The sequence below is a fragment of the Phreatobacter oligotrophus genome, from assembly GCF_003046185.1.
Lineage (GTDB): Bacteria > Pseudomonadota > Alphaproteobacteria > Rhizobiales > Phreatobacteraceae > Phreatobacter > Phreatobacter oligotrophus.
Genome location: NZ_PZZL01000005.1, coordinates 257,089 through 271,086 on the forward strand (window position 1 = coordinate 257,089; position 13,998 = coordinate 271,086).

Annotated in this window: 13 protein-coding genes and 1 tRNA gene; 12 read left to right on the forward strand and 2 right to left on the reverse strand. The window is 69.8% G+C overall.

Translation table 11 applies throughout. The annotated features are described in order from the left end of the window. From phnL to C8P69_RS13475, 4 genes are all read left to right on the forward strand, one after another. Nucleotides 1–705 (forward strand): phosphonate C-P lyase system protein PhnL, encoded by a 705-nt coding sequence (gene phnL / locus C8P69_RS13460; RefSeq protein ID WP_108177933.1) that lies wholly within the window; start codon nucleotides 1–3, stop codon nucleotides 703–705. 8 nt (nucleotides 706–713) lie between these two features. Beyond that, nucleotides 714–1,886 (forward strand): alpha-D-ribose 1-methylphosphonate 5-triphosphate diphosphatase, encoded by a 1,173-nt coding sequence (locus C8P69_RS13465; RefSeq protein WP_108177934.1) that lies wholly within the window; start codon nucleotides 714–716, stop codon nucleotides 1,884–1,886. A gap of 1 nt (nucleotide 1,887) precedes the next feature. Then, entirely contained in the window at nucleotides 1,888–2,469 is a 582-nt protein-coding gene (gene phnN, locus C8P69_RS13470; RefSeq protein ID WP_108177935.1) for a phosphonate metabolism protein/1,5-bisphosphokinase (PRPP-forming) PhnN, read from the forward strand. Nucleotides 2,470–2,555: 86 nt separating this feature from the next. Further along, a complete protein-coding gene (locus tag C8P69_RS13475; protein WP_108177936.1) occupies nucleotides 2,556–3,275 on the forward strand; it encodes an FkbM family methyltransferase in 720 nt (239 codons plus the stop codon). Between the two features lie 61 nt (nucleotides 3,276–3,336). Here the strand turns inward: C8P69_RS13475 and C8P69_RS13480 are convergent, their stop codons facing one another. Continuing rightward, complete coding sequence (locus C8P69_RS13480; RefSeq protein WP_108177937.1) at nucleotides 3,337–4,677, reverse strand: esterase-like activity of phytase family protein; 1,341 nt, start codon at nucleotides 4,675–4,677, stop codon at nucleotides 3,337–3,339. 162 nt (nucleotides 4,678–4,839) lie between these two features. Between C8P69_RS13480 and C8P69_RS13485 the strand changes: the two genes are divergently transcribed. The 5 genes from C8P69_RS13485 to C8P69_RS13505 all read left to right on the forward strand — a co-directional run bounded on the left by C8P69_RS13485 (nucleotide 4,840) and on the right by C8P69_RS13505 (nucleotide 10,777). Continuing rightward, nucleotides 4,840–6,213, forward strand: a complete 1,374-nt coding sequence (locus C8P69_RS13485; RefSeq protein WP_170118239.1) for an FAD-dependent oxidoreductase — start codon at nucleotides 4,840–4,842, stop codon at nucleotides 6,211–6,213. A gap of 25 nt (nucleotides 6,214–6,238) precedes the next feature. Further along, entirely contained in the window at nucleotides 6,239–7,771 is a 1,533-nt protein-coding gene (locus C8P69_RS13490) for a sensor histidine kinase (protein WP_245902027.1), read from the forward strand. A gap of 144 nt (nucleotides 7,772–7,915) precedes the next feature. Continuing rightward, nucleotides 7,916–7,992: transfer RNA gene (locus C8P69_RS13495), tRNA-Arg, on the forward strand. A gap of 115 nt (nucleotides 7,993–8,107) precedes the next feature. Next, complete coding sequence (locus C8P69_RS13500) at nucleotides 8,108–8,944, forward strand: shikimate dehydrogenase family protein (RefSeq protein ID WP_108177940.1); 837 nt, start codon at nucleotides 8,108–8,110, stop codon at nucleotides 8,942–8,944. 138 nt (nucleotides 8,945–9,082) lie between these two features. Next, complete coding sequence (locus C8P69_RS13505; RefSeq protein ID WP_108177941.1) at nucleotides 9,083–10,777, forward strand: methyl-accepting chemotaxis protein; 1,695 nt, start codon at nucleotides 9,083–9,085, stop codon at nucleotides 10,775–10,777. 52 nt (nucleotides 10,778–10,829) lie between these two features. On the opposite strand, the gene C8P69_RS13510 is transcribed toward C8P69_RS13505, so the two are convergent. Beyond that, complete coding sequence (locus C8P69_RS13510; RefSeq protein ID WP_146167338.1) at nucleotides 10,830–11,297, reverse strand: hypothetical protein; 468 nt, start codon at nucleotides 11,295–11,297, stop codon at nucleotides 10,830–10,832. A 151-nt stretch (nucleotides 11,298–11,448) separates the two neighbouring features. Here C8P69_RS13510 and C8P69_RS13515 point away from each other — a divergent pair, with 151 nt between their 5' ends. From C8P69_RS13515 to C8P69_RS13525, 3 genes are all read left to right on the forward strand, one after another. Next, complete coding sequence (locus tag C8P69_RS13515) at nucleotides 11,449–12,234, forward strand: cobalamin-binding protein (RefSeq protein ID WP_108177943.1); 786 nt, start codon at nucleotides 11,449–11,451, stop codon at nucleotides 12,232–12,234. 89 nt (nucleotides 12,235–12,323) lie between these two features. Next, complete coding sequence (locus C8P69_RS13520; protein WP_108177944.1) at nucleotides 12,324–12,968, forward strand: DUF47 domain-containing protein; 645 nt, start codon at nucleotides 12,324–12,326, stop codon at nucleotides 12,966–12,968. Nucleotides 12,969–12,982: 14 nt separating this feature from the next. Continuing rightward, nucleotides 12,983–13,996, forward strand: coding sequence for an inorganic phosphate transporter (locus C8P69_RS13525; RefSeq protein WP_108177945.1), 1,014 nt, complete (start codon nucleotides 12,983–12,985; stop codon nucleotides 13,994–13,996). Nucleotides 13,997–13,998: the final 2 nt, after the last annotated feature.

Below are 13,998 nucleotides of genomic sequence, written 5' to 3' on the forward strand. Positions count from 1 at the left end.
ATGACCGCGCCCCTCCTCGACATCCGCGACCTCGGCAAGACCTTCACCATGCACCTGCAGGGGGGCCTCGTGATCCCCGTGGTCTCCGGCGTGAGCCTGACCGTTGCGGCCGGCGAATGCGTCGTTCTCGGCGGCCCGTCGGGCGCCGGCAAGTCGTCGATCCTCAAGATGATCTACGGCAACTATCGCGCCGACAGCGGCGCCATCGCGGTCGTCGCCGGAGACGAGACCGTGGATGTCGCGAGCGCCGCGCCGCGCCGCGTGCTGGCGCTTCGCCGCACCACCATCGGCTATGTCTCGCAGTTCCTGCGCGTCATTCCGCGCGTGCCGGCCCTCGCCGTGGTGGCCGAGGCGGCCACCGCCTTCGGCATCGACCGGGACGAGGCCGAACGCCGCGCGCGTGACCTCCTGACCCTGCTCAACGTGCCGGAGCGCCTGTGGTCGCTGCCGCCCGCCACCTTCTCCGGCGGCGAGCAGCAGCGGGTCAACATCGCCCGCGGCTTCATCGCCGACCATCCGATCCTGCTGCTCGACGAGCCGACCGCGTCGCTCGATGCCCGCAACCGCGCCGCCGTGGTCGAGCTCATCGAGACCAAGAAGCGCGCCGGCACGGCCATTGTCGGCATCTTCCACGACGATGACGTGCGCGAGCGCGTTGCAAGCCGTATCGTCGACGTGACTCGTTTCGCGGCCGCAGCCGCCTGAGGACAGCCATGCCCGAGACCGGACAGATCGCCCCTGAAGAGACCGGATCCCTCGCCCTTTTCTCCCGCCGCGTCGTGCTGGCGGACCGCGAGGTGGCTGGCACCGTCACCATCGAGGATGGCATCATCACCGCCATCGAGGCGGACAGCCAGCACCCCGGTGCCCTCGACCTTGGCGAGGACATCCTCATCCCCGGCCTGGTCGAGCTGCACACCGACCATCTCGAGCCGCATTACGCCCCGCGCCCCAAAGTCTACTGGGACCCGCTCTCCGCCGTCTTCGCCTATGACGCGCAGATCGCGGCCTCCGGCATCACGACGGTGTTCGACAGCCTGCGCGTCGGCCGCGACGACGACCGCTTCTCGGTCTCCAACGCCCTTCTCGACCTCTCCGAGGCCATCGAGGCGGCGAAGCGCACCGGCCTCCTGCGCGCCGACCACCACACGCACCTGCGCTGCGAGATTCCCTCGCGCGGCGTGGTCGAGGAGGCGGAGAGCTATCTTGCCCGCTTCGACGTGCGCCTGATGTCGCTGATGGACCACACGCCGGGCCAGCGGCAGTTCCGCGACGAGGAGAAGCTGCGCACCTATTACCGCGGCAAGACCGGCCTGTCGGAGGCCGATCTCGACGCCCTCTTCGACAGCCGGCGCGCCCGCGCCGCCGAGATCGGCGAGCCGAACAAGCGCGGGCTTGTCGCCCTCGCCCACAAGGGCGGCATCGCCCTGGCAAGCCATGACGACACGATTGAGGACCACGTGGCGGAATCGGTCGCCGACCGCGTCTCCATCGCCGAGTTCCCGACGACGGTGGAGGCGGCCCGCGCCTCGCATGCCGCCGGCATCGCCGTGCTGATGGGCGCGCCGAATGTCGTGCGCGGCGGCTCCCATTCCGGCAATGTCTCGGCGGTGGAACTGGCCGAGGCGGGCGTCCTCGACATCCTCTCCTCCGACTATGTGCCGATCAGCCTCATCCAGGGCGCCTTCGGGCTGCAGGACGTGCCGGCCATGGGCGGCCTGCCCGGCGCCATCCAGACGGTGACGCTGAAGCCTGCTCTCGCCACCGGCATGACCGACCGCGGCGAGATCGCGGTGGGCAAGCGCGGCGACCTCGTCCGGGTCGCCCTTGTCGGCCAGAAGCCGGTGGTCCGCGAGGTCTGGCGCCTCGGCCGCCGGGTGGCCTGACATGCACGGCGCGGCGACCATGCCACTTGGCCCGGGGCGCCTCGTCCTCGTGGTCGGCCCCAGCGGCGCCGGCAAGGACACGCTGATCAGTGCCGTCCGCGACGCGCTCGCGGGCGATGCAGCCGTGGTCTTCCCGCGCCGTGTGGTGACCCGCCCCTCGTCGGCGGCGGAGGACAATGTCGAGGCCGATGCCGAAGGCTTCGCCCGGCTCGCGGCCGAGGGAGCCTTCGTCCTGTCATGGACCGCGCATGGCCATGCCTATGGCATTCCCGCGACGATCGACGCGGCCATCGCCGCAGGCCGCACCGTCGTCTGCAACGTCTCGCGCGAGATCATCGCCGAGGCCCGCCGCCGCTATCGCAACGTGACCGTGGTCGAGATCACCGCCTCGCCCGAGGTGCTCGCCGCACGCATCGCGGCGCGATCGCGTCCCTCCGACGGCGATCCCGTTGCCCGCGCGGCCCGCAAGGTCTCGGCACCCGTCGCGGCTGACGTGGTCGTCGTCAATGACGGCGCCATCGCGCAGGCGGCCGAGCAGTTGCGGGCCGCGATCAGCGGCAGTGTCGGCCAGCAGGTCCGCTGACTGACGTCCCACCGCCATTGCGCGACAGCACGATCAGCGCTTGGATACCGCAGCGTCAGGATGCCCTGGCGCCAGGAGACCCGCCCGTGCATCGCTTCACTGCCCAGATCCCCATGTCCCTCGCCTGCCCCGAGCCGATGGAGGCGGCGATCCGCCATGTCCTCGAAGGCGAGTACGAGACGGGCTATGACGGCACAGGCCTCGACATCCTCGACATCGGCGCCAATGTCGGCTCCTTCGCGCTGTGGTCCTCGCTGCGCTGGCCGGGCAGCCGGGTGCGTTCCTACGAGCCCCATCCCGGGACCTTCGAGCTGCTGAAGCGCAACACGGCCGGCCGCGCTGACATCACCATCGTCAATGCCGCGCTGTTCCCGGGCGGCCAGACGCGCGCCACCTTCCATTCCCGCTTTGCGGGTGACGGGGAATCGGGCCTTGCGGCCTATGCCGGCGACACCTTCGTCGAGGGCACCATGGTCGAGACCTACGAGGTCGACGTGATCGATCCGGCCTCGCTCCCCTCCGCCGACGTGGTGAAGCTCGACATCGAGGGTGGCGAGGGCGAGGTCCTGGCCCATCTCGACCTGTCGAAGACTTCCCTCGTCCTGCTCGAGTTCCAGAACCGCAAGAACCGCGAGATGATCCGCTCGACGCTCGCCGCCGAGTTCGACCTGCTCCACGACGAGGAGTTCCCCTGGGCCGAGCTCCTCGGCTACGAGGGCTACCGCCCCGACCTCAAGGGCGATGTCTGGGGCCGCATCTTCGCCGTGCGCCGCAAGCTCACGCGCATGTGCCGCGCGAGCGCCTGACCCCCCAGACGCAGAAGGCCCGGCACGGGCCCGGGCCTTCCGATCAGCGATTGGCGGTCGCTCAGCGGGCGCGGAGGAATTCCGGCACGCGCAGCAGCACCATCTCGTTGCCGTCGGCCTTGTTGGGGTCGCGGCTGGACGAGAAGGGCAGGTTGTTGTCGTTGCCCACCACGATGTGGTCGGCATCCACCACCTCGACGTTCTCGATGGTGAAGAACGGCATCTGGAAGTGGCCGCCCGACAGCGGGACGCGCGAGCGGTTGTTCGGGTCGCGGATCTTCAGGAGGTCGATGAAGCCGATCTTGCGCACGGCATTGCCGGCATTGGCGTCGGTCATCTCGATCTTCCAGACGCGCTTGATGCGCGGCAGGGCATGGAAGCAGTTCTCGGCGCGCTGGCCGGCCGGGCAGGCTCGCTCAGGCACGCCCTCGTTGTCGTCCCGCTCGATGATGAGGCCGGTTGTGGCGTCGATCATGTTGAAGTCGCCGATCGACAGGCCGTTCTCGTCGAGGACGTACTTCCAGTGGCGGCCGGTGTAGCGGCCGGCCTGCACATCGAACTCGAGGATGCGCAGGTACTCGCGGCCGTTCACCTGCTCGAAGCCGCGGGTGGCGGGATCCCACAGGGCGCCCTCGAGCAGCGGATAGAGGAAGCGGCCATCCGGAGAGGCGGCCATGCCCTCGAAGCCCTTGGAGCGGCGGACGCGGAAGTCCACGGCGCCGCCGGGCGCGTTCGGGGTGGTGACGGCGGGATGGTCGGGCGAACGGACGGGCTGACCGTCAACCTGCGTCTCGAAGATCGCCTCGATCTTGCCGGTCATGTCGGCGCGGATGAGGAAGGGGCCGAACTCCTCGCCGATCCAGATCTTGCCATTGATGATCTGGAAGCTCTCGGGGTCGAAGTCGGCGCCGGTCAGGTAGCGGCGCTCGGTGCCCTCGTTGGCGATGCGGAACGGCACCTTCTTGTCGGGGTCCGACAGGAACACGGTGGCGATGCGCTCGATCGTGCCCTTCTCGAAGTCGAAGCGATAATGGCTCAGGAAGAGCATCGCGTCGGGCGAGTTGCGCTTGTTGCCGAAGCCGTTGTCGGTCAGCACCCAGTAGGTGCCATCCGCCATGCGGCGAATGCCCGAATGGCCCTGCACCGGCTGGCCGCGGAACGGCACGGAAAGGCCGGTCGGACGGCCCGCGGACAGGCCCATCACCGTGCCGACAGCGTCGGTGCGGGCAGCGCCGGTGAACTTGCCGGAGATCTGGAGGTCGGCCGGGGCATCGGCCGGCGGGGCAATGAACGTGTCGGCGGGCAGGATCGCGTGACCCGCCAGCGTGGCGGGGAATTCGGCGTCGGCGAAGGCCGGCGTCGCGGCCAGCAGGCCGGCGACGAGCAGCAGTGAGGCTCGCATGGGATGCTCCTGTCGGTGAGAAGGACGGCGCGTTCTGACGGGCCTTCGTGACGCCCCGGCAACACCGATGCGACAGATGCGTGACGCTCGTTGCGTCGTGGGGTTGCAGATCGCCCGAAGACCCTCTCGACAGCGCTGCGGCCGCAGCCGATGAATGGCGGCATGACTGCGCCCGACACGAGCCTTGCCGCCCTCTCCGTCGACACCTGCATCATCGGCGACGATCCCGGAGGCCATGCCGTGGCCCTGGCGCTGGTCGCAGGCGGCCTTTCGGTCGTTCTGGTGCGGATTCCCGCGACCGGGCGAGGCGGACAAAACCTCGCCCGCCGGCTTGGCTCTCTCCGCGACGCCGACCCGGCCCATGGCTGGGCCGCGGCGATGCGCCGCATCTCGCAGGCCGGCCGCGACGCCGCCACGCGGGAGCATCCGCGCCATCTGGCGGCCGCCGGCATCCGCGTTGTGGAGGGCGAGGCGCGCTTCACCGGCCCCCGCAGCCTCGCCGCCGGAGGCCTTGCCATCACCGCGCGCCGCTTCGTCCTAGCGACCGGCGCGGCAGAAGCCCCCTCCCCCTGGCCGGACCTGCCGACAGGGCGGGTCCTGACCCCCGAGACGATCTGGGACCTCCCTGACGCGCCCTCGAGCCTTGCCGTGATCGGCGCCGACGGGACCGCCGCGGCCCTCGCCCAGGCCTTCCGCCGTTTCGGAACGGCGGTGAGCCTCTTCGCAACAGGTGGATTGCTTCCAGGTCTCCACCCCGACCACAGCCAGGCCTTGCGCGACCGGCTGGTCGCCGACGGCATCGACCTCTTCGAGGATGCCGAGGTCGCCGCCGTCGAGCCCGACGATGCTGGCCTCGCCGTGACCGCCACCCGCGGCGGCGACCGGGACCGGCTGCGCGTCGCCCACGTGCTGCATGTCGGTGACCGCCTGCCCCGCCTCGACGGCCTGAACCTCGAAGCGGCCGGCATCGCCCGCGACGGGACCGGCCTGCGCGTCGATGGCGGCCTGCGCACCACCAATCGCCGCGTCCTTGCCCTGGGCGAGGCCGCCGGCCCGTCCGATCCCGGCCTGTCGCTGCGCCAGGCGCCCGCCCTGGCCGGCGCGCTCCTTTTCGGCCGCACCATTGGCGCCTCGGACATCGTACGAGTCACCGCCGTGCCGACGCGCCCCGCCCTGATCGAGATCGGCCTTTCGGAAACGGAGGTGCGCGCGAAAGACCGGAGCGCGCGCCTGCTGCGCCTGCCCCTCTCGGACAGCGCCGCCCCTGGCGCCGGACCCGGCCACATCGCGCTCGTTGTCTCGGGCGCGGGAAAGGTGCTGGGGGCCGGGATCGTCGCCGACAATGCAGAGCCCTTGATCGGATTGCTCGCCTTGGCGGTCGGCCGGCAACTCTCCGTTCAGGACCTCGCCGCCATCCAATTGCCATATCCGGCCGTATCAGACGTCATTGGCAAGGCCATTGCGCCCATTACCGCGGCGCGATTGTCAAATCACTGGACAAGGCGGATCATCCGGCTGGTGCGGATGTTCGGCTGAAAGAGCCGGAAAGCGCGGGGAGGTCATGGCGGGTTCGGGTGAGGATCGACAGGCGCGGGAGGCCGGCCGGATGCCGGCCGCGCCGGCGGTCGACCAGAGCGCGCTCGATGCCGCAGTGCCTGCCCCCTCCCGCGGCATCGGCCTGTCCGGCAAGCTGCTGCTGCTGACCATCCTCTTCATCCTCGGCGCGCAGGTGCTGATCTATGCGCCCGCCGTAGCCAATTTCCGCAACTCATGGCTCGACGACCGGCTGTCCTCCGGCCGGACTGCCGCGCTCGTGCTGGAGGCAGCGCCCTCCGGCATGGTGCCGGAAGCCCTTGTCCGCGAGCTCCTCGACAGCGCCGGCGCCAAGGCCGTGGCGCTCAAGACCGGGCCGGCGCGCCGGCTGCTCGCCGCCTCCGACGAAATGCCGGACGTCGACGTCACCGTCGACATGCGCGACCAGCCGATCTTCCGCGCCATCCCCGAGGCCTTCGCCACGCTCTTCGCCGATGACGGCCGCACCATGCGCGTCATGGGCGATGCCCGCCGCGTCGGCGACTTCGTCGAGATCGTCATGGACGAGACGCCCTTGCGGCAGGCGATGCTGCGCTTCTCGCGGACGCTGCTCGTCTATTCGCTGTTCATTTCGATCCTGTCCGGCGCCCTCGTCTACCTGACCCTGCACCTCATGTTCGTGCGGCCCATGCGGCGCCTCACCGACACGATGGTCGCCTTCCGCGAGAACCCCGAGGACATCAGCCGCGCCATCGTGCCCACCGGCCGCAAGGACGAGGTGGGCGTCGCCGAATACGAGCTGCAGTCGATGCAGCATTCGCTGCATGACATGCTGGCCCAGCGCTCGCGCCTTGCCGCGCTCGGCCTCGCCGTGTCGAAGATCAACCACGACCTGCGCAACCTCCTCGCCTCGGCCCAGCTCTTCTCCGACCGCCTCGCCAACGTGCCGGACCCGACGGTGCAGCGCTTCGCGCCGAAGATGATCCAGGCCCTCGACCGCGCCATCGCCTTCTGCCAGTCGACGCTCTCCTATGGCCGCGCCCACGAGGCGCCGCCGCAGCGGCTGTCCATTGACCTCGCCCCGCTGGTGGAGGAGGTGCGCGACACGATGGGCCTTGGCGACGAAGCCCGCATCGCCTTCATCAACGCGGTGGACGATGGCATCACCATCGATGCCGACCCGGACCATCTCTTCCGCGTGCTGCTGAACCTCGCCCGCAATGCCCACCAGGCCCTCGAGACCCGCGCGCCGAACGACCCCGCGCGCGACCAGATCCGCATCGCCGGTCGCCGCGAGGGCGCGGTCACCATCGTCGAGGTCTCCGACACCGGGCCCGGCGTGCCGGAGCGCGCCCGCCAGCACCTTTTCGAGGCCTTCCAGGGCTCCACACGCCCCGGCGGCACCGGCCTGGGCCTGGCAATCGCCTCCGAACTCATTCGCGCCCATGGCGGCGCCATCGCACTGGCGGAGGGCACCCTCGGCGCGACCTTCCGCATCACCATCCCCGACCGCCCCATCGACCTCGCCAGCATTCGCCGCAGCCAGAAGAAGCGCGCCTGAGGCGCCTGCGGCCGGCCGCCGCCCTCGCGGGGCAGCCATCCACAAGTGGCCGGCGAGCCCTTGCGACCCCCTCTTGCAATCGCCGGAGAAACAGCGTATCCGACCGCCTCCGTCGGCGAGGCACCTGCCCATCCGACGCGGCGCGCGCCCGTAGCTCAGCTGGATAGAGCACCAGACTACGAATCTGGGGGTCAGAGGTTCGAATCCTTTCGGGCGCGCCATTTCTCCGCAATCCCCTCTGACTGTTGATCCACCGCCTGATGCCTTGCATCGGCGCGCGGCGGGCTTATGACGCATCGTCATGGTGGCTCCAGCGGGAGCGCGGGGAGCGTCGTCATGCAGCAGGTTCGGCTCGGGCTCATCGGGGACAAGATCGCCCGCTCCCGGTCGCCGGAACTCCATCGGCTGGCCGGCGCCCTGTGCGGCCTCGACGTGACCTATGACCTGCTCATCCCGCCGGAGCGGGGCGAGAGCTTCCGCGAGGTCTTCGATCATTGCCGTCACGACGGCTATCGCGGCCTCAACATCACCTATCCCTACAAGGAAGCGGTCGTGCCGCTGCTGGCGCCGCTCGGGCCTGACCTTGGCCCCCTCGGCGCCTGCAACACGGTGACCTTCGGCGAGGCCGCGCCGCAGGGCGCCAATACCGACTGTTCCGGCTTCGCCAGCGCCTTCCGCAACGCCTTCCCCGGCACGCCGCCGGGCATCGTCGCCATGGCCGGCACGGGCGGGGTCGGCAAGGCCATCGCCTTTGCCCTCGCGGCGCTGGGCACGCGCGAACTGCGCCTCTGCGACACCGACCGGGCGAAGGCGGAAGCGCTGGCCACCGCGCTCGCGCCCGTCGCCGGCGCCATGGCCATTGTCACCACGCCGGACATCCAGGCGGCGGCCGACGGCGCCGATGGCCTGATCAACGCCACGCCGCTCGGGATGGACGGGATCGGCAACGCCATTCCGGACAGCGTGCTCGCCGGCCGCAGCTGGGCCTTCGACGCCGTCTACACGCCGGAGGACACGCCCTTCGTCATCGCCGCCCGCGCGCGCGGCCTCGCCATCCTCAGCGGCTTCGAACTCTTCCTCTTCCAGGGCGTCGACGCCTTCCGCATCTTCACCGGCCATGAGGTCGATGCGGGGGAGCTTCGCCGGCTCCTGCGCGGCACAAGCCGGCCCTGACCCGGACAGCAAGGCCCTTTCAGCCCGGGCCATACGTGGTTGTGCTTATCGAAATTACGCAACCCCAAGGCGTTTTCTCAAACCGTCGTTAACCAAGCCGCGCGAGTCATCGAGGGTCCAGCCCGGAGGACGCCGCCCATGTTGTCGCGCCTGAAGATTTTCCCGAAGATCCTGCTCGTCATCGGAACGTTGATGATCGCTCTCGCCGTGGTGGCGCTCGTCGCGCTGTCCTCGCTCGGCGGGCTGCAGCAGGACCTTGAACTGGTCGGCAATGCCGGCGCACGCAGCACCGCCTCGGCCCGGCTCAACCGTCTGATCGTCAATATCCGGCTGGTCCAGCTCGAAATGGCGGTGGCCCCGACGGGCCGTGAACTGGCCGAGAGCGCCCGCCAGCTCGAAGGGCTCGTCGCCGGCATCGGCGAGTTCGCCGACCAGATCCGCAGTTCGCCCGCGCGCGAGGTGGTGCAGGCCCTCGCCACGACCGAGCGCGAACTCGCCCCGCTTCTTGCCGCGGCGCAGAAGTCCATCGCTCTCGGCCGCTCCGGCCGCGAGCCGACCGTCGCCGATCGCGCGGCCCTCGCCGAAGAGGCCGCGAAGGCCCAGCCCGCTTTCGTCGCCAGCCGCGAAGCTGCGCGGGTGATGACGGACACGCTGCTGAAGCGCAACGTCGATCTGCGCGCCCAGGCCCGCGCGGATGCCGCCCGCGCCTGGTCGATCCTCGTCGCCGTCACCGTTGTCGGTGCCTTGCTCAGCCTCGCCATCGGCTTTGTGGTGGCCCGCAGCGGCATCACCGGGCCTCTCGCCCGCCTGAACGGCGTCATCGCCGCCCTCGCCGCCGGCGACTACACCGTGACGGTGGCGGGCACGGAGCGCCGGGACGAGATCGGCGAGATTGCCCGCGCCACCGACATCTTCCGCGCCGAGGGGCTGGAGGCCCAGCGGCTTCGGGTCGCGCAGGAGGCCGCCAAGGCCGCCGAGGAAGAGGCCGTGCGCCACCGCCTCGCGCTGTCGGAAGCCTTCGTCGAGCGGATGAAGGACCTCGCCGAAAGCTTCAGCAGCGCCTCCGCCGAGGTGGCCGATGCCGCGCGCAACCTCGCGGCCACCGCTGAGGAGACGTCCCGCCAGGCGCAATCCGTCGCCCATGCCGCCGAGGAGGCCTCGGGCAGCGTTGGAACGGTCGCAGCTGGCACGGAAGAGCTCGCCTCCTCCATCGGTGAGATCAATGCCCAGGTCGGCAATTCCACCACGGTGGTGACGGAAGCCGCGACCGGCGTGCGCCAGACCAGCGACACGATCCGCAACCTCGCCGACGCCGCATCGCAGATCGGCGCCGTGGTCGAGCTCATCAACAACATTGCCGGCCAGACCAACCTGCTGGCGCTCAATGCGACGATCGAGGCGGCCCGCGCCGGCGAGGCCGGCAAGGGCTTCGCTGTCGTTGCCTCCGAGGTGAAGGCGCTGGCCTCGCAGACCGCCCGCGCGACCGAGGAGATCAGCCGCAAGATCGACGAGATCCAGTCGGCAACTGGCATTGCGGTCGAGTCCATGGCCCGCGTCGTCGGCACGATCGACCGGATCCGCGAGATCACCACCTCCGTGGCCGGGGCCGTCGAACAGCAGTCGGCTGCGACAGGCGAGATCGCCGCCAACACGCACCAGGCCTCGATCGGCACCCAGGCCGTGAACCAGAACATTGCCGGCGTCGGTACCGCCGCCGAGATGACCGGGGCGGCCTCGACCCAACTCATGGGCCTGTCATCGCAGCTCCTCGACAAGTCGGCGCTGCTGCGCAACGAGGTCGGCGCCTTCGTCGCCTCGATGAAGGCAGCCTGAGACCCGCCGGGACCGGGAGCGGCCCCCCCGCCCCCGACAACGGATCGCGGGCTCAAGCCGCCAGCGCGCCGAGGGACAGCGCGAAGGCGAGGATGACCACGTAGACCCGGGCCCTGTGCCAGGCCGCCCACCGGCTCAACGCCTCCGGCAGATCGGCCGCCGGAACGGCATGCCGGGCGAACGCGTCGTTGGCCGCGCGGAAGAACACGGCGTAGATGGCGAGCAGGCTCAAGGCGAGGAGGGCAGCGGCCACCGCCAGGGCCGTACGCAGGCCGAAGGGTCCGCCGAAGACCAGCGCCTGCAACATGGCGAGCACCGCGGCGGTCGGTGCCGCGGCGGTCAGCGGCGCGTAGAACCGGAAGAGCAGAGGCCCGAAGGTCGGGTGCAGCGCGTAGAACGTGTCGGCGGGCAATGTCCGCCAATAGGGCACCAGCAGCTGGTCCTCGGCGAGCAGGGCGCCGGCCAGCAGGCCGAGGGACAGGGCGGCGAGCAAAGGCAGGGTCTGACTGAGCAAAGACATCACGATCGAACCTCCTTTATCGAGCAATCAGAACAGGTTGGCATGCAGGGGCAGGCCACGCAAGGCAGGCGTGCAAGCGCCCGCCGACACACCCGTGGCCATGCCGGTCCCGGCGGTCTATCAAGGGGCCCGCCGACCAGCGAGCATCCGCATGCCCTTCCCGCCGCGCCGCATCGTCTGCCTGACCGAGGAGACGGTGGAGACCCTCTACCTTCTGGGTGAAGAGGACCGCATCGTCGGCGTCACCGGCTATGCCGTCCGCCCGCCGCGCGTGAGGCGGGAGAAGCCGCGGGTCGGCGCCTTCACCTCCGCAGACCTGCCGAAGATCATCGGCCTCGAGCCCGATCTCGTCCTGACCTTCTCCGACCTCCAGGCGGACATCGCCGCGGGACTGATCCGCGCCGGCATCGCCGTCCATGCCTTCAACCAGCGCGACGTCGCCGGCATCCTCGCCATGATCCGTACCCTCGGCGCGCTGGTCGGCAATCCCGACAAGGCCGACGCCCTCGCGACGCTGCTCGAAGGCCGCCTGCAGGCGGTGGCGGCGGCGGCCCAGGGCCTGAAGCGCCCGAAGGTCTATGTCGAGGAATGGGACGAGCCGATGATCAGCGGCATCGGCTGGGTCTCCGAACTCGTCACCATCGCCGGGGGCGAGGACGTCTTCGCGGACCTTGCCGGCCAGAAATCGGCCCGCGACCGCATCATTGCGGCCGAGCAGGTCGTGGCCGCGGCTCCCGACCTCATCCTCGCCTCCTGGTGCGGCAAGAAGGTGCGGCCGGAAGCCATCGTGTCCCGGCCGGGCTGGGACGCGATCCCTGCCGTGCGGGCCGGCCGCATCGTCGAGATCAAGTCGCCACTGATCCTCCAGCCGGGCCCCGCCGCGCTCACAGACGGGCTCGACGCCATCGTCGCGGCGGTAGAGGCGGCGCGCGGCTGAGGCGCCGCGCCTCCGCCGTTTTGCGCGCTAGGACAAGCGCCTGCGAGGCATTATGACGCTTTGACGACACTGCGAATCGGAGCGGCGCCATGCTCGGCTGGTTTCACAAGCTCCTGCCCCGCGAAGACAAATTCTTCGACCTGTTCGAACTCCATGCAGCGACCCTGGTCGCTGGCGCTGAAGCCTTGAAGGGCCTGCTGGACGGCTCGCTCGAGGTCGAGATGGGAAGCCGCGAGGTGCTCGCCCAGGAGAATCGCGCCGACGAGATCGCCGCTCAGGTGATGGTCGCCCTCGGCCGCACCTTCATCACCCCCTTCGACCGCTCCGACATCGAGGCGCTCATCGGCTCGATGGACGATGCCATCGACCAGATGCAGAAGACCGTGAAGACCATCGGCCTCTACGAGGTCACGGCTTTCACGCCCGCCATGAAGGATCTCGGCTTCACCATCGTCGAGGCCGCCGCACGCGTCGCCGACCTCCTGCCCATGCTGCGGGATATCAAGAAGCACGTCGACGCCATCAATGCGCTGACCAAGGAGATCGGCCGCATCGAGGAACGCTCGGACGAACTCTGCGACCGCGGCCTGAAGGAGCTGTTCCACGCCCATCGTGGCGGCGATGCCATGGCCTTCATCACCGGCGCCGAGGTCTATGATCACCTGGAAAAGGTGGTGGACCGCTTCGAGGACGTCGCCAAGGGCGTCAGCCGCATCGTCCTCGAACATCTCTGACGCGGACGGGCCCCGTGGACCTCTCCAGCGTCGCCTTCGCCCTCATCTTCCTCATCGCCGTGGCGCTGCTGTTCGATTTCCTGAACGGCCTCCACGATGCCGCCAATTCCATCGCCACCATCGTCTCCACCCGCGTGCTGGCGCCGCAATGGGCGGTCTTCTGGGCGGCCTTCTTCAACTTCATCGCCTTCCTGTTCTTCGGCCTGCACGTGGCCCAGACAGTCGGCTCGGGCATCGTCCAGGCGGCCATCGTCGATGACCGCGTCATCTTCGGCGCGCTGACCGGCGCCATCACCTGGAACGTGGTGACCTGGCTCGCCGGCATCCCCTCCAGCTCATCCCACGCACTCATCGGCGGCCTGGTCGGCGCGGCGCTGACCAAGGTCGGCTTCTCCAGCATCGTCTGGTGGGGGCTCGGCAAGACCTTCGTCGCCATCTTCATGTCGCCGGCCATCGGCTTCCTGCTGGCCCTGCTGCTGGTGCTGATCGTCTCCTGGGCTTGCGTCCGGGTGCCGCCGATGAAGGTCGACTCCTCGTTTCGCCTGCTGCAGTTCGTCTCCGCCTCGCTCTATTCGCTCGGCCACGGCGCCAATGATGCCCAGAAGACCATGGGCATCATCGCGGTCCTGCTCTTCTCCCATGGCTACATGGGCGACAAATTCGAGGTGCCCTTCTGGGTGGTCATTTCCTGCCAGGCGGCCATGGCCATCGGCACGCTGTTCGGCGGCTGGCGCATCGTCCACACCATGGGCTCGAAGATCACGCGGCTGACGCCCCAGCAGGGCTTCTGCGCCGAGACGGGCGGCGCCATCACGCTCTTTGCCGCGACCTCCCTTGGCGTGCCGGTGTCCACCACGCATACGATCACCGGCGCCATTGTCGGCGTCGGCGCGGCGCGCCGGGTCTCGGCGGTGCGGTGGGGCGTGGCGCGCGGCATCGTGGTGGCCTGGATCATCACCATGCCCATGTCCGGCCTGATCGCGGCAGGGGCCTATCTGGCCTCCGGCCTGTTCCTCACGGGCCGCTGAGG